The organism is Cellulosimicrobium sp. Marseille-Q8652 (genome assembly GCF_965112045.1).
The window spans coordinates 1-21,500 of record NZ_CBCOPS010000004.1 but is presented as its reverse complement, the minus strand read 5'-3'; the positions used below and the strand labels follow the sequence as shown (position 1 = coordinate 21,500).

General features: G+C 74.9%; 21 protein-coding genes. 15 read left to right on the top strand and 6 right to left on the bottom strand.

Annotation, left to right across the window (positions count from 1 at the left end; translation table 11 throughout):
• The first annotated feature begins 155 nt into the window (after positions 1–155).
• The 6 genes from ACWPWV_RS19985 (at position 156) to ACWPWV_RS19960 (ending at position 5,133) form a co-directional block, all read left to right on the top strand.
• Positions 156–563, top strand: coding sequence for a GntR family transcriptional regulator (locus ACWPWV_RS19985; protein WP_454044718.1), 408 nt, complete (start codon positions 156–158; stop codon positions 561–563).
• Positions 564–567: 4 nt separating this feature from the next.
• Positions 568–1,527 carry an ATP-binding cassette domain-containing protein gene (locus tag ACWPWV_RS19980; RefSeq protein WP_454044717.1) on the top strand — a complete coding sequence of 320 codons (960 nt, stop codon included), beginning with the start codon at positions 568–570 and terminating at the stop codon, positions 1,525–1,527.
• Positions 1,524–2,336, top strand: coding sequence for a hypothetical protein (locus ACWPWV_RS19975; RefSeq protein ID WP_454044716.1), 813 nt, complete (start codon positions 1,524–1,526; stop codon positions 2,334–2,336). Before ACWPWV_RS19980 ends, ACWPWV_RS19975 begins: the two co-directional genes overlap by 4 nt.
• Positions 2,337–2,441: 105 nt before the next feature.
• Positions 2,442–3,527, top strand: a complete 1,086-nt coding sequence (locus tag ACWPWV_RS19970) for an ABC transporter ATP-binding protein (RefSeq protein WP_454044715.1) — start codon at positions 2,442–2,444, stop codon at positions 3,525–3,527.
• 12 nt (positions 3,528–3,539) lie between these two features.
• Positions 3,540–4,346, top strand: coding sequence for an ABC transporter permease (locus tag ACWPWV_RS19965; protein ID WP_454044714.1), 807 nt, complete (start codon positions 3,540–3,542; stop codon positions 4,344–4,346).
• A 52-nt stretch (positions 4,347–4,398) separates the two neighbouring features.
• Positions 4,399–5,133, top strand: coding sequence for a glutamine amidotransferase (locus tag ACWPWV_RS19960; protein ID WP_454044713.1), 735 nt, complete (start codon positions 4,399–4,401; stop codon positions 5,131–5,133).
• Between the two features lie 50 nt (positions 5,134–5,183).
• Here ACWPWV_RS19960 and ACWPWV_RS19955 read toward each other — a convergent pair whose 3' ends face one another.
• Positions 5,184–6,134, bottom strand: coding sequence for a sulfite exporter TauE/SafE family protein (locus ACWPWV_RS19955; RefSeq protein ID WP_454044712.1), 951 nt, complete (start codon positions 6,132–6,134; stop codon positions 5,184–5,186).
• 116 nt (positions 6,135–6,250) lie between these two features.
• Positions 6,251–6,709: an RrF2 family transcriptional regulator gene (locus ACWPWV_RS19950; RefSeq protein WP_454044711.1), complete on the bottom strand. Its 459-nt coding sequence runs from the start codon at positions 6,707–6,709 to the stop codon at positions 6,251–6,253.
• Positions 6,710–6,798: 89 nt separating this feature from the next.
• Between ACWPWV_RS19950 and ACWPWV_RS19945 the strand changes: the two genes are divergently transcribed.
• Positions 6,799–7,599: an alpha/beta fold hydrolase gene (locus ACWPWV_RS19945; protein ID WP_454044710.1), complete on the top strand. Its 801-nt coding sequence runs from the start codon at positions 6,799–6,801 to the stop codon at positions 7,597–7,599.
• Positions 7,599–9,155 (top strand): SpoIIE family protein phosphatase, encoded by a 1,557-nt coding sequence (locus tag ACWPWV_RS19940; protein WP_454044709.1) that lies wholly within the window; start codon positions 7,599–7,601, stop codon positions 9,153–9,155. The genes ACWPWV_RS19945 and ACWPWV_RS19940 overlap by 1 nt, the downstream gene beginning before the upstream one ends.
• Here ACWPWV_RS19940 and ACWPWV_RS19935 read toward each other — a convergent pair.
• Positions 9,129–9,626: an NUDIX domain-containing protein gene (locus ACWPWV_RS19935; protein ID WP_454044708.1), complete on the bottom strand. Its 498-nt coding sequence runs from the start codon at positions 9,624–9,626 to the stop codon at positions 9,129–9,131. The genes ACWPWV_RS19940 and ACWPWV_RS19935 overlap by 27 nt on opposite strands.
• Positions 9,627–10,018: 392 nt before the next feature.
• On the opposite strand from ACWPWV_RS19935, the gene ACWPWV_RS19930 reads away from it, so the two are divergent.
• From ACWPWV_RS19930 to ACWPWV_RS19920, 3 genes are all read left to right on the top strand, one after another.
• Positions 10,019–11,101 (top strand): 3-deoxy-7-phosphoheptulonate synthase, encoded by a 1,083-nt coding sequence (locus ACWPWV_RS19930; RefSeq protein ID WP_454044725.1) that lies wholly within the window; start codon positions 10,019–10,021, stop codon positions 11,099–11,101.
• Positions 11,102–11,209: 108 nt separating this feature from the next.
• Positions 11,210–11,788: an ECF RNA polymerase sigma factor SigK gene (gene sigK, locus ACWPWV_RS19925; protein ID WP_454044707.1), complete on the top strand. Its 579-nt coding sequence runs from the start codon at positions 11,210–11,212 to the stop codon at positions 11,786–11,788.
• Positions 11,781–12,608, top strand: coding sequence for an anti-sigma factor (locus ACWPWV_RS19920; RefSeq protein WP_454044706.1), 828 nt, complete (start codon positions 11,781–11,783; stop codon positions 12,606–12,608). The genes sigK and ACWPWV_RS19920 overlap by 8 nt, the downstream gene beginning before the upstream one ends.
• Before the next feature lie 43 nt (positions 12,609–12,651).
• On the opposite strand, the gene ACWPWV_RS19915 is transcribed toward ACWPWV_RS19920, so the two are convergent.
• Positions 12,652–13,137: a DUF2975 domain-containing protein gene (locus ACWPWV_RS19915; protein ID WP_454044705.1), complete on the bottom strand. Its 486-nt coding sequence runs from the start codon at positions 13,135–13,137 to the stop codon at positions 12,652–12,654.
• A 446-nt stretch (positions 13,138–13,583) separates the two neighbouring features.
• Positions 13,584–14,285 (bottom strand): fasciclin domain-containing protein, encoded by a 702-nt coding sequence (locus ACWPWV_RS19910; protein ID WP_454044704.1) that lies wholly within the window; start codon positions 14,283–14,285, stop codon positions 13,584–13,586.
• A 126-nt stretch (positions 14,286–14,411) separates the two neighbouring features.
• On the opposite strand from ACWPWV_RS19910, the gene ACWPWV_RS19905 reads away from it, so the two are divergent.
• A complete protein-coding gene (locus ACWPWV_RS19905) occupies positions 14,412–16,343 on the top strand; it encodes a cytochrome c biogenesis protein DipZ (RefSeq protein WP_454044703.1) in 1,932 nt (643 codons plus the stop codon).
• Positions 16,344–16,596: 253 nt separating this feature from the next.
• Entirely contained in the window at positions 16,597–18,609 is a 2,013-nt protein-coding gene (locus ACWPWV_RS19900) for a LamG-like jellyroll fold domain-containing protein (RefSeq protein WP_454044702.1), read from the top strand.
• Between the two features lie 85 nt (positions 18,610–18,694).
• On the opposite strand, the gene ACWPWV_RS19895 is transcribed toward ACWPWV_RS19900, so the two are convergent.
• Positions 18,695–20,134: a DUF4232 domain-containing protein gene (locus ACWPWV_RS19895; protein WP_454044701.1), complete on the bottom strand. Its 1,440-nt coding sequence runs from the start codon at positions 20,132–20,134 to the stop codon at positions 18,695–18,697.
• 189 nt (positions 20,135–20,323) lie between these two features.
• On the opposite strand from ACWPWV_RS19895, the gene ACWPWV_RS19890 reads away from it, so the two are divergent.
• Positions 20,324–21,049 carry a DUF2625 family protein gene (locus ACWPWV_RS19890; protein ID WP_454044700.1) on the top strand — a complete coding sequence of 242 codons (726 nt, stop codon included), beginning with the start codon at positions 20,324–20,326 and terminating at the stop codon, positions 21,047–21,049.
• A gap of 87 nt (positions 21,050–21,136) precedes the next feature.
• Positions 21,137–21,500, top strand: a 364-nt coding sequence (locus ACWPWV_RS19885) for a GntR family transcriptional regulator (protein WP_454044699.1), incomplete at its 3' end; no start/stop codon positions are given.

The following is a 21,500-nucleotide window of genomic DNA, read 5'->3' as shown; positions in this document are numbered from 1 at the left end:
CCTCCCGCGACGACTCCACACCAGCGCACCCGTCGGCGCAACCAGCGCACCGCGTCCAGGTCCTCGCTCGCAGGGGTTGTGGGCGGACACCCATCTGTGGTTCATTAGTGGAGTAATGAACCACTGAACACGCGAACCGGGAGAGGATGGGCGCCATGTTCGACGGTCCGGAACCCATCTACCTCCAGATCGCCCAGATGATCCGGGCGCAGGTCCTCGCGGGCGAGACGGCGGAGGAGGAGCAGGTCATGTCGACGACGGAGTTCGCGACGACGTTCCGCATCAACCCGGCGACCGCGGCCAAGGCGTTCGCGCTCCTCGTCGACGAGGGCGTGCTCTACAAGCGGCGCGGCCTCGGCATGTTCGTCGCCCCCGGGGCGCGCGACCGTCTCCTGCGGAGCCACCGCGAGACGTTCTTCGCCGAGGTCCTCGACCCCGCGCTCGTCCAGGCCGACCTGCTCGACATCCCTGCGGAGGAGATCGTGGCGCACGTCCTCGGTCGCCCGCGCCGCGAGCCCGGCCCGGGCTCGACCACCCACCCGACCACCGACACCCCGAGGTGACCCCGTGACCGCCCGGCCCAGCTCCACCCCGAGCGACGCCCCGCCGGCTCCCGAGCCGTTCGGCGCCGAGCTGCGCGACGTCGTCGTCCGCTACGGACGAGGCGACGACGCCGCGCTCGACGGCGCGACCCTGACGATCCGGCCCGGCACCGTCACGGGCCTCCTCGGCCGCAACGGCGCCGGCAAGACGACGCTCGCCGCCCTGCTCGCCGCGTTCCGCCGGCCGACGTCCGGCAGCGTCCGCGTCGGTCCTGAGGGCGAGCTCGAGGACCCGTTCGAGAACCCGTGGTCGACGATGCACACCCAGCTCGTCCGCGAGAGCGGTGACGTGTGGGGCGACAGCAAGGCGAAGGACACGCTCGACTACTACGCCGCCCTGCGACCGCACTGGGACGCCGACCTCGCCGCGCGGCTCCTCGACGAGTTCGAGATCTCACCGCGCAAGCACCCCGACCAGATGTCGCGCGGCAAGCGCTCGGCGCTCGGCGCGATCATCGGGCTCGCGTCGCGCGCGCCGCTCACGATCTTCGACGAGGTGTACCTCGGCATGGACGCCCCGAGCCGGTACGCGTTCTACGACGCCCTCCTCGCGGACTACGCGGAGCACCCCCGCACCATCGTCCTGTCGAGCCACCTGATCGACGAGGTCGAGCGGCTCTTCGAGGACGTCGTCGTGATCGACCGGGGGAAGGTGCTCCTCGCCGAGCCGGCCGAGGACGTGCGCGGGCGGGGCGTGAGCCTCACCGGCCCCGCAGCGCTCGTCGAGCGGTTCGTCGACGGCCACGAGGTCCTCGCCCGGCAGCGACTCGGCGGGACCGCGCAGGTCACGCTCTTCGGGGGCTTCGGCGCGGACGAGCGCGCCGCCGCGGCCGGAGCGGGGCTCGAGGTGGGCAGCGTGCCCGTGCAGGACCTGTTCGTCCACCTGACCCGGCGACCGGGCAGCGACCGGGAGGAGGCACGATGAGCGCCGAGCTCGACCCCACCCGTCCCGACGACCGCGCGCGGCAGCGCGCCGCGCTCGTGGCCACGGCGCACCGGCGCGGTGTCCGCGCGACGGCCGAGTACGCGATCGGCGCGACCTGGGTCATCGGGGCGTGGTTCTGGGTGATCGCCCTCCTCATCGGCGGCGTCATCCTGTTCGTCATGCAGCGGGCGGGCGACGTGGAGATCACGGCGGTCGGCGGCCCGGCGGAGTCCGCGCCGTACTTCCTGCTCGTCATGGGCATCGTCATGCCGCTCGCGATGGTCGCGCTGCACGTCGCGGCGGGAGGCACCCGCCGGTCGTTCTTCCAGGGTCTCGCCCTCTCGGGCGTCGTGGTCGGCGTGACGTTCGGCGCCGCGGCCGCCCTCGTCGCGTGGGTCACGTGGTGGGCGGCCGAGCGTTACGGGTGGCCGACCGAGCCCGAGGTGGACCGCCTGTACACCGACGGCTCGCAGTTCGGGCTCGTGCTCCTCGTGCAGTCGGTGTTCTGCGCCGTCTACTTCCTCGTGGGCGTAGCCGTCGCGCTCGGCTACTACCGGTCGGGGTTCTGGCGCGGTACGGGCATCGTGCTCGTCACGCTCGTCCCGCTCGCGGTCGCCGAGCTCTCCCTCCAGTCCGGGTGGTTCGGCTGGGCGCTGGCCCGCGCCGTCGGCCTGCCGGTGCTCCCCGTGTGGGGCGCGGCGCTCGGCGGCGTCCTCGCCGTCGTGCTCGCCGCACTCCTCGTCCGCGCCGTCCTGCGGGACGTCGCCGTCCGCCCGGTCGAGTTCGCCGCGAGCGTCACGCGCGGCTGACCGAGGCGCCCCCTCGCACCACCGACACCGCACCACCACCCGCAGGGCCCGACCGGACGGCGACAGGCCGCCCGGTGGGCCTCGCACACCCTCAGGGAGGTTCGCATGACCACCGCATCCCGCACGGCGGCCACCGCCGCCGCGCACCAGGCAGGGCCCGACGCCGTCGCTCCCGTCGTCGAGGTCCGGCACCTGCGCAAGACGTACCCGGGCCCGAAGGGCTCGACGGTGCGCAAGGTCGCCGTCGAGGACGTCAGCTTCTCCGTCGCCCCGGGGGAGATCTTCGGCATCCTCGGCCCCAACGGCGCCGGCAAGACCACGACCGTCGAGTGCCTCGCGGGTCTGCGGGAGGCGGACGGCGGGTCGGTCCGCGTGCTCGGCGTCGACCCGCAGACGCATCCCCAGCGCGTCCGCGACGCGCTGGGGGTCCAGCTCCAGGAGTCGGCGCTCAACGAGAGGATCACCGTCGCCGAGGCGATGCGCCTCTTCGCCTCGTTCTACGAGGCACCGTCCGACGTCGACGAGCTGCTGGACCTCCTCGACCTCACGGAGCACCGCGGCGTCGCGTACGCGAAGCTGTCGGGCGGGCAGAAGCAGCGCCTGTCCATCGCGCTCGCGCTCGTGGGGAACCCGCGCGTCGCGATCCTCGACGAGCTGACGACGGGCCTCGACCCGCAGGCTCGCCGCACCACGTGGGAGCTCGTGGAGCGCGTGCGCGACCGCGGGGTGACGGTCCTGCTCGTCACGCACTTCATGGACGAGGCGGAGCGTCTGTGCGACCGGCTCGTCGTCATCGACCGGGGGCGCGTCGTCGCCGCCGGCAGCCCGGCCGAGCTGATCGACGCGCTCGACGACTCGCGGACCGTGCGCCTGCGGGTCCCGCCCGTCGACCACGACCTCGCGCTGCACACGCTCGCCGGCCTCGAGGACGTCGACGCGATCGACGTCGTCGGGCGGGAGATCGAGGTGCGCGGCTCACGGCGCGTGCTGCCCGCGGTCGTCCTCGCGCTCGCGGAGCACGACGTCGTGCCCGACGACGTCCGCACCGTCTCCCGGTCCCCGCCCGGCCCCCGGCGCCCGCCCGTCGGGTGGCGGCCGGCGCCCCGCCCCCCCCCCCCCCGCCCCCCCCCCCCCCGCGCCCCCCCCCCCCCCCGCCGCCCCCCCGGCGACCCCGGGCGCCCCCCACCGTGAAGGAGCCTCCCGATGACCACCGCGACCCTCTCCCCGTCGCTGCCGACCTCCCGGGGCTCCGGGTGGCGCGGCTTCGGCACGCTCCTGACGACCGAGGCCCGGCTGTGGCTGCGCGACCCCGGCAGCGTGTTCTTCGCGCTCGTGTTCCCGACCGTCCTGCTGGTGGGCGTGGGGTTCGCCATCCCGGGGATGCGCGAGCCCATCGAGGGCATGGGAGCCCCGTGGGACGGCCTCACGGCGATCGCCACCTACGTCCCGGTCGTGCTCGCCGCCGCGGTCGCGACGCCCGCCCTGACGACGATGCCGGTCTACTTCGCGACCTTCCGCGAGAAGGGCCTGCTCCGACGCCTGTCGACGACCCCCATGCGACCCCAGGGGATCGTCGTCGCGCACCTTGTCATCAACCTCGTGGCCATCTTCGCCGCGGCGGCGGTCTCGCTGGTCGTCTGCCAGCTCGTGTTCGGGCTCGCCGCGCCCCGCCACCTGGGGACCGTCCTGCTGGCGTTCCTGCTCACCGTCCTGTCGATGCTCTCGCTCGGGACGCTCGTGGCGGCACGGGCGCCCAAGGCGAGCACCGCGTCGGCGATCGGCACGCTCATCTACTTCCCGATGCTGTTCCTGTCGGGGATGTGGACGCCGGGCCCGATCATGCCCGACGCCCTGCGCGAGATCGGGCAGTACACCCCCCTCGGGGCGGCGTCCCAGGCGCTGACCGCCGGGTGGTTCGCCGACGGCTTCCCCACGCTGCAGATGGTCGTCATGGCGGTGTGGACCGCCGTCCTGCTCCCGCTCGCGATCAAGCTCTTCCGCTGGAGCTGATCGGACCGCCCTCGTGGGGCGAGCGCCCCCGGCCGTGCCTAGCCTGGCCCGCATGCGACCCTTCCTGCTCCTCGCGTCCCGGGCCGAGGACGTCGCGGCGGACGGCGAGCACGACGCCGTGCTGCGCTTCTCGGGCCTGCGCCCGCACGAGCTGCACCGCGTCCGCATGGAGGCAGGACCTCTGCCGCCGATCGACCTCGACGCCTACTCGGGGGTGACCGTCGGGGGGAGCCCGTTCGACTCGTCACGACCCGACGCCGAGAAGTCGGAGACCCAGCGCCGCGTCGAGCGCGAGCTCGCCCCGCTGCTCGACGAGATCGTCGACCGGGACCTCCCGTTCCTCGGCGCGTGCTACGGCGTCGGGACGCTGGGCCTGCACGAGGGCGCGGTGCTCGACGACACGTTCGCCGAGCCCATCTCGCCGGTGACGGTCCGGCTGACGCCCGAGGGCCGTGCGGACCCGTTGCTCGCGGACCTCCCGGACACGTTCGAGGCCTTCGTCGGGCACAAGGAGGCTGTGCGCAAGCTGCCGTCGCACGCGGTGCTGCTCGCGTCGTCGGACACGTGCCCCGTGCAGATGTTCCGCGTCAAGGAGAACCTCTACGCGACGCAGTTCCACCCGGAGCTCGACCTCGACGGCATCCTCACGCGCATCGGCGTGTACCAGGGCTACGGGTACTTCCCGCCGGGGTCCGCGGGCGAGGTCGAGGCGACGGTGCGACGCGGCGACGTCCGGTACCCGGGCCGGCTGCTCGCGGCGTTCGTCCGGCGCTACGCGCGGGACTGAACCGGCGCGAGGAGGCGTCGAGCAGGCGACGTGCCGGTCCGGCGGGGGTCTCAGCGCGCGGCGCGCGGCTCGGCGCCCGCGAGCGCCTCGGTGACAGCGTCGTCGTCGGCCAGGTCTTCCGCCTCCGCGACGATCGCCTTCGCGCGGCGGTGCTCGCGGACCGACCAGGCGACGGCCGCGGCCCAGACGACGGCGACGAGGCCGAGCACGACGCCCTGGACCGTGCCGCTCGCGTCGACCCAGTCGGATCGCAGCAGCGTCCGCACGTTCGTCAGGACGATGACGCCGCCGACGGCCGAGCCGAGGATGCGGGGCGGCAGGTGGCGCACGAGCCACGCCGCGATCGGTGCCGCGACGAGACCGCCGGCGAGCAGCGCGACGGCCCAGACGGGGTCGATGCCCTGTGCGCCGAGCGAGACGAGGAAGCCGAGGGACGCGGCGACGGCCACGAGGAACTCGCTCGTGTCGATCGAGCCGATGACCTTGCGGGGCTCGATCCGCCCCGACGCGAGCAGCGCGGGCGTGCCCACGGGGCCCCAGCCGCCGCCGCCCGTGGCGTCGACGAACCCGGCGACGAGCCCCAGGGGTCCCAGGAAGCGCTTGCGCAGCGGCAGGCCGAGGCGGCCCGTGGGGAGCCCGGCGACCGTGAACCGCGTGAGCACGTAGATCCCGAGCACGAGGAGGAGCAGCGACATCACCGGGGCCGCGACCTCGCTCGACAGGCTCGAGAGGAACGTCGCACCGGCGAACGCGCCGACCGCGCCGGGCACGCCGATGCGGAGCACGACCTTCCAGTCGACGTTGCCGAAGCGCCAGTGCGCCGCGCCCGAGGCGAGCGTCGTGCCGATCTCGGCGAGGTGGATCGTCGCGGAGGCGGCGGCGGGGTTGGTCCCGATCGCGAGGAGGAGCGTGGTGGAGGTCACGCCGTAGGCCATGCCCAGGCTGCCGTCGACGAGCTGCGCGCCGAGACCCACGAGCGCCAGCAGGATGAGGGTCGGCACCGTGGTCCTCCGGGTCGGTCGGCCGGGCGGGGCCCGAGGTCTCTGACAAGGTTGACCGAGGAGGTCCAGTATGTGAAGCGGCGCCCACATCGTGGGCGCGTGTTAACGGGACCGCGTCAGGGGTTCTCCCACGCGTCGGCGCGCGCGGCGAGCGCGTGGACCTCGTCGGGCAGGTCGCGTGCCACGACGTCGGCGACCGTCACCCGGTCGAGGACGTCGCGCACGCTCGCGCGCAGCGCGACCCACACCTCGAGCAGCGCCGCCGCCGAGCCCTCGTACTCGAGGCTGGGTGGACGCTCGTCGCGCACCGTGACGAGGGGGCCGTCGACGGCGCGGAACACGTCGGCGAGCGTGATCTCCGCCGCGGGCCGGGCGAGCCGGTGCCCGCCGGAGCGACCGCGGACGCTCGCGACGAGGCCGGCGCGTCGCAGGTCGCCGAGGATACGTTCGAGGAAGCTCACGGGCAGCCCCTGACCCGCCGCGAGGTCCTCCGCCCGCACGGGGTCCCCGTGGGGGGACGCCGCGAGCTCGGCGCACGCCCGCACCGCATAGTCCGCCTTCGCCGAGACACGCATGAGGCCATTGTGCCGTGGGTCGTGCCACGCCCGATCTCACCCGGCCGGGCCGCTGCTCCGGAGCCCGTGGACCGCCTACGCTGTCACCCGTGGACGTGCGGGAACGGAACAACGTGCGGGTCGTGGGCACGCCGGACGCGCCCACGATCGTGTTCGCGCACGGGTTCGGGTGCGACCAGTCGATGTGGCGCTTCGTCGCGCCGGTCTTCGCGGCGGACCACCGCGTGGTCCTCTTCGACCACTCGGGCTGCGGCGCGTCGCACCCCACCTCCTTCGACGCCGTGCGCCACGCCGACCTGCGGGGCTACGCGGCGGACGTCGTCGAGGTCGTCGAGGACGTCGCGGACGAGCCGGTGATCTTCGTCGGCCACTCGGTGAGCTCGGTCATCGGGCTGCTCGCCGCGGCGGAGCGACCGGACCTTTTCGACCGCCTCGTGCTCGTCGGGCCGAGCCCCCGCTACATCGACGACGAGGGGTACCGCGGCGGCTTCAGCGCCGCCGAGATCGACGAGCTGCTCGAGACGATGGACGCGAACTACCTCGACTGGACCGAGGCGATGGCGCCGGTCATCGTGGGCAACCCCGGACGCCCGGCGCTCGGCGACGAGCTCGCGGAGGTGTTCCGCCGCAACGACCCGGCCATCGCGCGACAGTTCGCCCGCGTGACGTTCCTCGGCGACAACCGCGCGGACCTCGCACGGGTGCGGACGCCCAGCCTGGTCGTGCAGAGCCGCGAGGACGTCATCGCCCCGCCGGAGGTCGGGCGCTACGTGCACGAGCACCTCCCGGGGAGCGACCTCGTCGTCATCGACGCCGTCGGTCACTGCCCCAACCTCTCCCACCCGGCCGCGCTCGTCGGCGCGATGCGGGACTGGCTCGGGACCCGCTGATGCCGAGGTCGCGGGCGGAGCGCTGGATGCTCGCGCCCGTCGCCCTCGCGCTCCTCGACAGCGAGGCGCGGATCCTCGACGCCAACGACGAGCTGCTCCGCCTGCTCGACGTGCCGGACGTCGACGCGCTCGCGGGGCGACGGCTGGGCGACCTGCTCACCGTCGGCGGCCGCATCTACTGGGAGACGCACCTCGGACCGCGGCTGCACGAGGCCGGACGGGTGGACGAGGTCGCCGTCGAGCTGCGCACCCCGGACGGGAGGGAGCCCGTCCTGCTCACGGCGATCGAGCGCGACTGCCACGGCGAGCGCCTGGTGGACGTCGCGATGCTCGGCGCGCGCGAGCGGACGCGGTTCGAGCACGAGCTCGTGGGCGCGCGCCGAGCGGCCGAGGCGGCGGAGCGCCAGGTGCGACTGCTCCACGGCACGGCCGCCCAGCTCGCGAGCGCCGCGGGGGTCGACGGCGTCGCCCGGGTCCTGCTGCGCGTGGCGGGCACGCTGCTGGGGGCGCGGAGCGCGGCGCTGTGGGTCGCGCGCGACGGCGGGCCGCTGCGTCGCTGGGGCGACGGCGACGGCGACGGTGACGGCGACGGCGACGAGGTCGAGCCGCCCGCGCTCGACGAGATCGGGACGACCTCCACGCGTCCCGACGGGAAGGTCGTCGTGCCCCTGCGGGCCGCCGGTTCGCTCCTCGGGGTGCTCGTCCTGACCCCCCGGGACGCGCCGGGTGCGGAACCCCTGGAACCGGCCACGCTGGCCGCGGCGGGCCAGGTCGCCGGACTCGCGCTCGCGCGGGCACGCATGCACGAGCAGAGCGTCTCGGTCGCCGCGGAGCTGCAGCACGCCATGCTCGCCGGCGGGATCGTGCACGACCCCCGCGTCCGGGTCGCCGCGCGCTACCGGCCGGGCGTCGACGACCTCCAGGTCGGCGGTGACTGGTACGACACGTTCCGCGTCGCGCCCGACGCGCTGGCGCTCTCGGTCGGTGACGTCGTCGGGCGCGGTCTCGCCGCGGCGACCGCCATGGGCCAGCTCCGGACCGCCGCGCGCGCCGCGGCCGACGTGGAGCTCGGGCCGGTGCAGGTGCTCGAGCGTCTCGACCGGTTCGTCGACCGGACGGGCACCGGCTTCATGGCGAGCCTCGTGTACGCGGAGCTCGACCTGGCCCGGGGGGTCCTGCAGTACTCGTGCGCGGGTCACCTGCCCCCGCTGCTCGTGCGGCCCGACAGCGACGCGAGGTACCTGTGGAACGCGCGGTCGACGCCGCTCGGCGTGCGCACCCCGAGCCGGCGGGCCGCGGACACCCTGCGGATGGCGCCGGGCGACCTCGTCGTGCTGTACACCGACGGCGTGGTCGAGCGGCGCGACCGCTCGCTCGAGGGCGGGCTCGACGAGCTCGCCGAGATCGTCACGAACGCGTTCGGCTCCGGCCTCACCGACGACGAGGTCCTCGCGGCGCTCGTCGCCCAGGCCCCCGAGCACGACGACGCGTGCGTCCTCGCGGTGCGCTGGCTCGGCCCCGCCGCGGGCTCAGCGGACGAAGTACGGCCCGCCTGACGGTTCCGCGAGCCAGGCGGTCGCGTGCCCCAGGCGCTCCGTCGTGGACCGGGCGAGGTCGTCCGGCAGCGCGTCCGGGGCGAACCATCCCACCGCGAGCGACTCGTCGTCGGCCACGTGCGCCGCCCCGGCGGCGGCGGGCGACGTCGGCCGGCACACGAACGCCAGGTCGAGGTACTGCGACCGGTCCCCGTTCGGGTACTCGACGGGCTCCGTCACGGTCACCGAGACGAGCGCCTCGACGACGACCTCGACGCCCGTCTCCTCGAGCACCTCGCGCGCGAGCCCCACGGCCGGGTCCTCCCCGGGCTCGAGGATCCCGCTGATCACGGCCCACTGGCCGCTGTCCGCACGCTGCCCGAGCAGGACGCGGCCGCCGTCGTCCACGACGACCGCGGACACCCCCGGCATCCACAGCAGGTCGGTCCCGACACGGGACCGGAGGGCGGCGACGAACTCGGGGATCGGCATGGCGGAAGCCTAGGCGCGCCGCGCCACCCGGGCCGCCTCCGGCGACCAGCACCCGAGACGACCCGTCCACCCCTCGGTGACCGCGTGCTAGGGTCGCCGCGTGACTTCTCAGTGGTATTGGCGCTTTACGCAGGCTCCCGGTGGGGCCGTGCGGGCGTTCGCCTGACCACAGATCACCCACCCGGAGCCAGCACAGGGCCTTGGACGCGGACCGCGTCCGGGCCCTTCGTCGTCCAGACGGGCCGCTCCGGGGATCACGGGCGGCAGCAGGCCGTGCGGCTCCGTCTCGACGACGGTCCCGACCCACCGCAGCACGACACCAGGAGCCTCCCGTGACCAGCACGACCGCCCAGCCCGCGAACGTCGGGCTCGATGCCGATACCGTCGACCCCGTGGACAGCCCCGAGCTGCAGGCCCGCACGAGCGACCTGCGCGTCCGCGCGCTCGACGCGCTCCCCGCGCCGCGCACGATGCTCGCCGACCTCCCGCTCGGCGCGACGCGCAGCGACCTCGTGACGACGTCGCGCCGCGAGGTCCGCGACGTCCTCTCGGGCGACGACGACCGCCTGCTCGTCATCGTCGGGCCGTGCTCGGTGCACGACCCCGAGGCCGCGCTCGAGTACGCAGGACGGCTCGGCGCGCTCGCGCGCGAGCTGTCCGACGACCTCATGGTCGTCATGCGCGTGTACTTCGAGAAGCCGCGGACGACGGTCGGGTGGAAGGGGCTCATCAACGACCCGCACCTCGACGGCTCGCACGACGTGCACCACGGCCTGCGCCTCGCGCGCGAGGTGCTGCTCGGCGTGCTCGACGCGGGCGTGCCGGCGGCGTGCGAGTTCCTCGAGCCGACGAGCCCGCAGTACATCGCCGACGCCGTCTCCTGGGGTGCGATCGGCGCGCGGAACGCGGAGTCGCAGGTGCACCGCCAGCTCGCGTCGGGCCTGTCGATGCCCGTCGGCTTCAAGAACGCGACGGACGGGGACGTCCAGATCGCCGTCGACGGCTGCATCACCGCCGCGAGCGAGCACACGTTCTTCGGCATGGACTCGCTCGGTCGTGCCGCCGCGGTCGAGACCGCGGGCAACCCCGACTGCCACGTGATCCTGCGCGGCGGGCGCTCCGGCCCGAACTACGGGGCGGACGACGTCGCGGCGGCGCTCGCGGTCGCGCGCACGTCCCGGGCCGGTGGCGTGGCCGAGCACGGGCTCGTCGTCGACGCCTCGCACGGCAACTCGGGCAAGAGCCACGTCCGGCAGGCGGAGGTCGTGCGCGAGCTCGCCGCCCGGCTGGCCGAGGGGGAGCAGGGCATCACGGGGCTCATGATGGAGAGCTTCCTCGTCGCGGGGGCGCAGAAGCCGGCGCCCTCGGGGCTCGTGTACGGGCAGTCGGTCACCGACGCGTGCATCGACTGGGACACGACGGCCGACCTGCTGCGCGAGCTCGGTGCAGCGGTCCGCGCGCGGCGCGAGGACTGACGCGCGGCCCGACCCATCCGCGGGCCGGTCCGCGTCGAACCCTTGTCGTCCCGGGAGGTCCGGGGCGGTGCACGCGTGAGGGGACCGGTGCTGGGGCAGACTGTCCGGGTGCCACCCTCCGTGACGACGAGCTCGTCGGGAGCCGTCGACGCCGCGCTCTCCGCGTGCGCCGGCGGTGACCCCGACGCGTTCGCACCCGTGTACGACGCGCTCGCGCCCGTCGCGTACGGCACCTGCCTGGGTGTCCTGCGGGACCCGGACCACGCGGCGGAGGTGATGCAGGAGGTGATGGTCGAGGTGTGGCAGACGGCGACGCGGTTCGACGCCTCGCGCGGCTCCGCGCGCACGTGGGTCGCGACCCTCGCGCGCCGCCGCGCCGTCGACCGGGTGCGCGCCGAGCAGGCCCGCCGCACGCGCGACCAGCGCGACCTGGACTCCACGATGGCGACCGCGCCGCGGGACGTCGTCGCGGAGGACGTCGAGCGCAACCTCGAGGGGGCGGCGGTGCGGCGCTGCCTCGACTCGCTCACCGCGACGCAGCGCGAGGCCGTCGTGGACGCCTACTACGGCGGCTACACGTACCGCGAGGTCGCCGAGCGCCTGGACGCGGCGCTGCCGACCGTGAAGTCCCGCATCCGCGACGGGCTGACCCGTCTGCGCGACTGCCTGGGGGTGCGCCGTGGCTGACGAGACCTTCGGACCGGGGGGCAGGGTGCCCGAGGGCCGGCGCCCCGACGACGGCCGGGGCGACGCGTGGGACCTCCTGCCCGCGTACGCGCTCGACGCCGTCGACGACCTCGACCGCCGTGCGGTCGAGCGGCTGCTCGCCGCAGATCCCGCCGCGCGGCAGGCGCTCGACGAGTACCGCGACGTCGTGGCGGCGTTCGCCGTGGAGCACGAGCCTCCGGCGTCCGCACGGGACGCGGTGCTGGCGCGCGTCGCCGTCACGCCGCAGGCGGAGCGCACCGCCGCGGGCGGCTCGGTGCCGTCGTCCACGGGCGCGGCCGCGCGCTCCGGCGGCACCACGTCGCGCGGCGGTGGCGGCGCCGCGGCCGCCCGTGCCCGCGTGCGCTGGGGGCTCGTCGCGGCGGCGGCCGCCGCGGTCGTCGCGGTCGCGGTCCCGACGACGGTCGCGGTCCGGGCCACGCAGGAGCAGTCGCGCCTGCAGGCCCAGGCGGACACGGTCACCCAGATGCTCGCGGACCCGACGGCCACGATCGTGCGCGGCGAGGTCGCGGGCGGTGGCGAGGCGTCGGTCCTCGTGGCGGGCGACGACTACCTCTTCCGGGCGTCGGAGCTGCCCGGGGCGGGCGACGACCAGGACTACCAGCTCTGGGTCGTCGGCGACGACGGGGGCGTGACCTCCGCCGGCGTGCTCGCGGAGCAGGACGGCACGGTCGAGCAGCTGGTGCAGGACGCGCCGGGGGTCGGCGTGGCCGTGACGGTCGAGCCGGAGGGCGGCTCGGAGCAGCCGACGACCGACCCGATCGTCGCGCTCGTCACCTGACCGTGGAGCGCGCCCCCTCCCGGGGCGTGCGGCGTCCGGCGGCTCACGCCAGGTCGGCGAGCCGCGCCTCCAGGTGCCGGGCCTCGGCGTCGCGCGCGACGGCCTGGGCGAGCAGGCCGCGCAGGACCACGACGACGAGCGCGACCCCGCCGAGCACGAGCGCCGCGCCGGACACCAGCAGGACGACCCCCGGTGCGACGGTCGACGGCGCCAGCACCGCCGCGAGCGCGAGGGTCAGCACCGCCATCGCGGCGACCGACCCGATCACGGTGTCGACGTAGGGGAAGGCCGCCGGGGTGAGCACCGTCCCGCGCCGGGCCATGGTGACGAGCCGCCACACGCAGACGGCGCCCACCTGCAGGGCCACGAGGCCGAGCACGACGACGGTGACGACGGAGGTGCGAGCCCAGGTCGGCGCCCCGGCGAGGTCGGCCCACACGAGCGGGGCCATGACGACCTGGACGAACAAGGACCCGGCGAGCGCGAGCGCGATGACGATCCGCAGCGGGAGGACGGTCAGGGTGGTCATGAGAGCTCCTTCGGTGAGAGAGGTGGTCGGTCCGTCGAGGATCGACGGATCGGTGCTCGACGCGCGGGTGGCAGGTGCCCGTCGTCGGTGGTGCAGCGCGAGGACGCGGTCGACGACGAGCCCGAGGAGCAGGCCGCCCGCGACGCCGGCCGCGACCGCGACGAGCGTGTGACGGCCCGCGAGGAGCCGGCCGGCGCCGGCGCCGAGGACCGTCGTCCACGTCGTCCAGGCGGCCGACGCGAGCGCGGAGTGCGCGGCGCGTGGACGTCGTGCGCCTCGTGCCCCACGCCGATCCCAGCACGGCGGCCTCCCCGTCCTCGATGTACACCTAGCACTGTGAGGTATGAAGCCTAGCAGTGCTAGGTGTGGACCGATCTGCGTGCGGTGCGGGGACGACGAACGGCCCGGCCGCGAGGAGCGGGGCCGGGCCGTTCGTGGTCGAGGGGTCACATGGTCGGCATGAGCACCGAGTCGACGAGGTAGACGGTCGCGTTCTGCGTCATGACGCCGCCGCACACGACCTTCGCGTCGTTGACCATGAGCTCGTCGCCCTCGCCGGTCACCTCGACGGTGCCGCCCTGGACGGTCGTCTGCTCGCCGACGACCTGGTCGGGCGTCAGCTGCCCGGGCACCACGTGGTACGTGAGGATCGACGTGAGCATGTCGGAGTCCGTCTTGAGCGTCTCGAGGGTCGCGGCGTCGATCTTCGCGAAGGCGTCGTCGACGGGGGCGAACACCGTGAACTCGTCGCCGTTGAGCGTGTCGACGAGGTCGACCTCGGGGTTGAGCTCGCCCGACACGGCCGACACGAGCGTCGTGAGGAGCGGGTTGTTCGACGCGGCGACCGCGACCGGGTCGGTCGACATGCCCGTGATCGAGCCGGCGCCGTCGGGCACCTGCTCGGCGTACGCCTCGCAGCCCGCGCCCACGAGGTTCGCGGCCGGGTCCATCGCCATGTCGTCGGACGACTCCGTGTCCTCCGCCATGTCCTCGGAGTCCGTGGAGTCGTCCGTCATGGCGTCCTCGCTCGCCTGCGACCCGGTGGACTCCGCACCGGATCCGGTGTCCGAGCTGCAGGCCGACAGGCCCAGGACGGCGAGCGTGGCGATGCCGGCCACGGCGTACGACGTGCGGGTTCGAGCGTTCATCGGTCTCTCCTCGGGTCGTGCCCCGCGGTCTGCGGGGCGTCTCGAGGGGTGTTCGGAGCCCTCGCCCGTCCGGATGGGTCCTGTCTGTCGGCCCATCCGGACGCGCCCGGGCACCGAACCGTCGGCATGGAGACGCTGATCGTCATCGGACTGCTCGGGGGCCTCATCACGGGCATCTCGCCGTGCATCCTGCCCATGCTCCCCGTGATCTTCTTCGCGGGCGGCGTGCAGGGCGCCCGCCCACGGGACGACGGCGCGAGCTCGCCGCCGACCGTCTCGCCCGCCCTCTTCGCCGGCGCGCCACAGGTCGTCACCGTCGGCGGTGGCGCGCGCCGCTCCACCGACACGGGCACGGTCACGCTCGACGTCTCCCCGGACCCGGGGCGGGGCGAGCGCGCCGCGGCGTCGGACGCTGCCGCCCCGCCCGGCCGTCGCCGGGCGCGGGAGCAGAAGCGCTCGTGGCGCCCGTACCTCGTCATCGCGGGCCTCGTGCTGAGCTTCAGCGTCTTCACCCTGCTGGGCTCCCTCCTCCTCACCGCGCTCGGGCTCCCGCAGGACCTGCTGCGGTGGGCCGGCATCGTCCTGCTCGTCCTCATCGGGATCGGGATGATCGTCCCCCGTGTCGAGGAGGTGCTCGAGCGGCCCTTCCAGCGCATCGCCGCGCTCGGCGCACGGCGCGGGGCGGCGCGGCAGGACCGCGGTGCGTTCGTGCTCGGCCTCGGGCTCGGCGTGCTCTACGTGCCGTGCGCCGGTCCGGTGCTCGCGGCGATCACGGTCGCGGGCGCGACGGGGAACATCGGCCCCGGCACCGTCGCGCTCACCGTGTCGTTCGCCGTCGGTGCCGCGATCCCGCTCCTGGTCTTCGCGCTCGCGGGCCGCCGCGTCGCCGAGCGGGTCAAGGGCTTCCAGCGCCACACCCGCGGTATCCGCGTCACGGGCGGGATCGTCATGATCGCCCTCGCCGGGGCGCTCGCGCTGAACCTGCCCGCGGCGCTGCAGCGCGCGCTGCCCGACTACACCGGCGCGCTGCAGCAGCGCGTCGACGAGAACGAGACCGTCCGGGAGGCGCTCGACCTCGGGGGGCTCGTCACGGACGAGAACCGCGAGCTGTCGAACTGCTCGAACGGTGCCCCGGAGCTGGAGGACTGCGGCCCGGCGCCCGAGATCCGCGGCATCGACACGTGGCTCAACACGCCGGACGGCGAGGCGCTCGCGCTCGACGAGCTGCGCGGCAAGGTCGTGCTCGTCGACTTCTGGACGTACTCGTGCATCAACTGCCAGCGCGCGATCCCGCACGTCGGCGCGTGGTACGAGCGGTACCGGGACGTGGGCGAGGGCTTCGAGGTCATCGGCGTGCACACGCCCGAGTTCGCGTTCGAGCGCGAGACGCGCAACGTCGTCGCGGGCGCGCAGGACCTCGGCGTCACGTACCCCGTCGCCCAGGACAACTCGTACGCGACGTGGACCGCCTACCGGAACCGCTACTGGCCCGCGCAGTACCTCGTCGACGCCGACGGGACCGTGCGGCACATCCGCTTCGGCGAGGGCGGGTACGAGGAGACGGAGAACCTCGTGCGCGAGCTCCTCGCCGACGCGAACCCGGGCGTCGAGCTGCCGGAGCCGACGTCCGTCGGCGACTCCACGCCGCAGGACGAGACGACCCCCGAGACGTACTTCTCCATCAAGCGCGTCGTGAACTACTCGGGCGAGCCGCGGTACGCCGCGGGAGAGCAGGAGTTCTCGGTGACCGACGACCAGCCGCAGGACACGTTCTCGCTCGGCGGCACGTGGGACGTGGACTTCCAGGGGGCCACGGCGGTGTCCGACGGCGCGCAGGTCCGCCTCGCGTACCGGTCCACCGACGTGTTCGCCGTCCTGGGCGGCGAGGGGACCGTCACGGCGCGCGTCACGACTGGCGGGCGGACGACGGAGCGGGAGATCGACGTGTCGGGGAACCCGACGCTCTATCCCGTGCTCGAGGGCGACGGCCCGACCGAGGGGACCGTCGAGCTCGACGTCCCGGCGGGGGTCCAGGTGTTCACCGCGACCTTCGGCTGAGCCGGCCGGTCCTCGGACCGGCCTCAGGACGGGCGCGCGGCGGCTGATGTCGAGAACAGGCGTACGGCCGCCGCGCGTCCTCGCTCCTTCCGGACCGGCAGGGGCCTCCGGGGACGGCGTGTCCCGCGTCCCGGACGAGGCTGTACAGTCCGCTCACCCGCTGTGACATCGCTGGAGATGCGCTGTGCCGGCGTCGCTGCCGCGGGCCCCGCGCCGAGCACGGCGCGGGACGACGGTGTCTGACAGGAGAACGATGAGCGGACGGGTGTGGCGACGCGTGACGGCGGTGGTCGCCGGAGCGGCGTTGCTGGCAGGAGGGCTCGCCGGAACGGCCTCGGCAACGACGGCGGACCCGGGGTCCGAGGCGGACCAGGCCGGGGTGGACGTGGTGGACGTGGTGACCGTCGGGGGTGTGGCGACCCCGCGGACCGTGATCCGGTCCGCGGCGCCGGCGTCCACCGCGGGCTTCGCCTTCCGTGGGCCGCGCGTGATCGGCGGGTGCACCGCCGGTGCCCTGTGCCAGGCGCTGGGTGAGACCCGGGTCGCCTGGGACTTCTCGTCCGGACTGACGGAGGCCGCGGTCGAGGGCAACCGGATCGTGCGGGCGACGCTCGAGGGGACGGCGAGGCAGAGCGCGGTCTGCCGCACGGCGCCGGTCACGGTGCACGCGGTCGGTGGGATCGACGCGTCGACCAGCTGGTCCACGCACGCGCCGACCTGGGGCGACGTCGCCACGGGTGCCGTGGCCGAGGGCCGGTGCGACCGCTGGGGAGCGGTCACGTGGGACGTGACGGACGCGGTCCGGCAGGGCCTGGACGATCGGCGTGCCGTCGCGCTCGGGCTCTCGGTACCGGCCGGGAGCGGCTCTGCGCTGGTCGGGCCGCAGGCCTCGCTGCGCATCGAGATCGGCCCGCCCCCGGGCCCGGCCGCGATCGCGCGGGGGACGAGCGATCCGTCCGCCCCGTGCGCGGTGGGGGACGACCGTCCGTCGATCCGCTCGGCGACGCCACGGCTCGTGGCGGACGTGGAAGGCGTGGGGAACCTCCGGGCGCGCTTCGTGGTGACGAGCGTCGAGGACGGGGTCGAGCTCTGGTCCGCGGAGACCACACCGACAGCAGCGGGCAGCCGGGTCGGCGTCAGGGTCCCGGCCGATGTCCTCGTCGAGGGTCGCGCCTACGCGTGGGAGGTCCGGGCCGCGACACCCACCGGGCCGTGGAGCGACCCGACGTCGTGCGAGCTCGTCCCGGATCTCACGCCGCTCGCTCTGAAGCCGGTCGTGACCCCGGTCGAGGGGGAGCCCGCTGTCTATCGGGAGGAGGGAACGTCTGGCGGTGTAGGTGTTCCTGGGGCGTTCGTCTTCTCTTCCGACGAGGAGGACGTCGTCGCGATCCGCTACTCGTTCGGCACGGACGCGTTGCACCAGGTAGCCGCACCGGGGGCGAGGGTCGACTTCGTGCCGACCACGAGCGGTTCCCAGTGGCTCCAAGCGCAGGCAGTCGACTCCGCCGGTTGGACAGGACCCGTGCGCCTCTACCGCTTCTCGGTCACCGCCACCAAGCCGATGCGGTGGTCGTTCGACGAAGGAGCGGGACTCGAGGCCCGGAACGCCGCAGGAACCGGCGCGCTCACGCTGAGCGGACCGGACCTGTGGGGCGACGGCCTGCACGTCGACTTCGGGGCCGATCCCGCCGACCGCGCGCTCGTCCTCCGGGGCGGCGGGTCGGCCGCGTGGTCGCAGGTTCCCCTCGTCCCGACCGGCGGGAGCTACTCGGTCGGTGCCACGGTCCGGGCGGACGACGCCGGGACGACCCGGGTCGCCGTGAGCCAGGCCGGTGCGCGCACCAGCGCCTTCGCGCTCGGTCAGCGGGAGGACCCCGCGTGCGGCACGCCGTCGGGCTCGTGCTGGGCGTTCTGGACCGCCGGGACCGACGTCGCGGACCCCGAGCTGGCGGTCGCGCTCTCGGGCGTCGAGGTCCGGCCGGGCTCGTGGGTCCGTCTCACCGGGATCCACGACGCGCGGACCCAGGAGAACCGGCTGTACGTGTGCGAGATCGGCACGGTCGACGAGCCCGCCTTCGGAGACGTCGTGCTCGCCGGGACAGCCTCGGGCGCGGGGACGGGATGGGCGTCGGGCGGGGCTCTCCAGCTGGGCCGCAGCGGGGTCGCCGGCGCGTGGAGCGACCCGTGGGCAGGCACCGTCGACCGGCTCTCCGTCGCGGACGGGGTCCTGACGGAGAGCGACATGTTCCGCGAGTGCTACTCCTGAGTGCCGGCTGTCCGCGGGAGGGTGGTCGGCCCTGACCGGCCGCGGCCGGCGGGCGCGCCGCTGACGAGGATCCCGCCCGGTGGGCTCACGGCTCACCGGGCGGGACCCACGCCGCCCACGGGGTGACGGTCGCGGTCGCGCCGTCGAGAAGGTCGAGGCCGGTCTCGGCGCCCGGGACGTCGGCGAGCGGGACGACGCTCTCCGGCGTCCCGGGTACGGGTGCGACGAGCAGGCTCGTCACGAGCGCGGGTCCGTCGGCCGTGGGACCCCCGCGCCACGACAGCGTCGACTGCGCGAGGTCACCCGGCGCGAGCGTGACCGGTGACCCGACGGCGATCGCGTCGGGCTCGACCAGCACCTCCTGCTCGCTCCCGTCGGAGGCGACGAAGCGCAGCGCCGGGCTGCCCGCGAGGACGCACGGGGCATCGTCGTCGTTGCGCGCGGTGACGGCCAGGAACCGGCGCCCGAGGGCGGCGTCGAACCACGCGGCGTCGAGCGTGACCAGGTCGGCGTCGCACGTCGTCCCGTCGGCGGTGAGGCCGGGGACGTCCCCGCCGACGTACCCGGAGCGGACGGCCGCGGTGCCGTCGGCGGCCGTGCCGTGGACCTGGTAGCCCAGCGGCGACGCGTCGTGCGTCGCGCCGTCGAGCCACCGCGCGACAGGAGCGGGGTCGCCCGCGGCGACGACGGACAGCAGCGGTGTCCCCGGCAGCACCGGCCGGCGGGCCTCGTAGAGCACGGTGTCGACGCCCGGCCGGTCCGCGGCGCCCGCGACGAGGGCGAGCAGCGCGTCGTCGGGCACGGTCGAGACGTCCGGCCCCAGGGCCAGGTTCACGCGGTAGCCCGACGTGCCCATCGCCGTGAGCCCGCGTCCCTCGGCGCGGACCGCCCCCGCCACGGGGGCCAGGTCGCTCGCGTCGGCGACCTCGACCGACGCGTTCCCGGGTTCGAGCGCGACGGCGCGCACGCCGTCGACCGCGACGAGACGGACCCCGTAGGCGACGGGGTCGTCGGCGAGCAGGTCGGGCAGCGGGTCGCCGGTCGCCGGGTCCGTCCCGCGGTCGCCGCGTGCTCCGGTCCCGTCGACGAACCGGAGCGTGGCGCCGGTCGGCGTGGTGGCGACGAGCCGCAACGACCACTCGTCGCCTCCGCGCGAGGCGGCCAGGATGTCGCGGGCGCCGTCCGCGGTGCGCTGGGCGACCGTCGGCGAGGGGAGCGGGGTGTCGAGCGTGATCTCGGCCGCGGCACCGCTGTACCCGTCCATCCGGACGTCCGCGACGCCGGGGAGCGCGGCGAGCAGCGCCGTGGTGTCCTCGACCCAGCGGGTGGGGTCCTGCTCGTCCGGGGCCGACCCCGTCGACGGAGGGGTCGACGTCGCGGCCGACGAGGCGCCGTCGGCCGTCGCCGCGGCTCGCACCAGCCCAGGCGCGACGACGGCGGCGGTGACCGCGAGACCGACGCCGAGGAGCCCTGCGACGACGGCGACCGTGCCGCGGGTGCCGCGGGTGCCGCGCTCGTCGTCCACGCCGCCGACGGTACCGGCGGACGTCGGCCGCGGACGGCTCTGCGACAGGTCTGCGCAGGACGCACCCGGGGCGTCCACGCGCGGGCGGGGCCGGGGAGGTTACGGGCGGGAGGGGACGTCCCGGACACAACGACCAGGTATCCCATACCAGGATTCACGCACCGCGGCAACATCTGGCATGATCCGGCCATGGCAGTGAGGACGGCAGCGGAGCTCGCCGCTGTCGACGACCCCGCGTGGCCTACCCTCGCCCGGATGCTCGGGCGCGCAGGAGTGGACATCGTCCCCGCGCCGGCGTGGTCGCTGGAGGTCCTCTTCCGGCTCCAGGTCACGGTGCGCTCGACCTTGGGAGCGCTCGCACTGCACACCGGCGGCGTCCTGGTCGACGGCGGGTGGCTCCGGCTGCTCGGGGGTGGCGGCGCGGGGCTGCCCGACCTCGCGAGCGTCAACGGGCTGGGGGAGCCCGGCGAGGACACCACGGTGCCGTCGGTGCTCGTCGTCGCGTACGACGTCCTGGGCGGCACGTTCGCCATCAACGGCGGAGGGCTGGCCGGTCCGCTGGGGAACGTGCACTGGTTCGCGCCGGACACGCTCGACTGGGTCGACCTGGGTTTCGGCCAGGCCGCGTTCCTCGAGTGGGCCGTCAGCGGTGGGACGGGCGCCTTCTACGAGCGTCTGCGCTGGCCGGGGTGGTACGACGAGATCGGCTCGGTCGGCCTCGACGAGGGCCTGAGCGTGTACCCGCCGCTGTGGTCGGAGGAGGGTCGCGACGTCGCGCGCACGTCCCGGACGGCGATCCCGCTCGGCGAGCTCGTCAACTGGCACTTCGAGATGGCCGAGCGCATGGCGCCGGTCGACGACGAGGTCGACGACCTGTCGCCGGGCGGTGCGACGGGCTGGGTCTCGGGTCCGTGAGCCCGCCGGTCCCCACCGGCTGAGCGCGAGGTCCGGCCACCATCGCGCGCTGTATACAAGTGCGCAGGTGTGTGCCACGATGGCGACGTGACGACGACGCCCGTGCCCTCCGCCGCCCTCGCCAAGCACCTCGCCGGCGCACGGCGGCAGTCCGGGGCCCGCGCCGTCTACGACCTGCTCCGCACGCGCATCATCGACGGGACCCTCGCTCCGGGCGCGCGGCTCACGGAACCCGTGCTGTCCGCACAGCTCGGCGTCTCCCGCACGCCGGTCCGCGAGGCGCTGCGCCTCCTGCAGGCCGAGGCCCTCGTCGTCGAGCTGCCGACGGGCGGCGTGCGGGTCGCGGCGCTCGACCTCGCCGACGCGCGCCGCGTGTACGAGGTCCGCGCGCGGCTCGAAGGCCTCCTCGCGCGGGACGCGTGCGAGCGGGCCGGGCCCGACGACGTCGCCC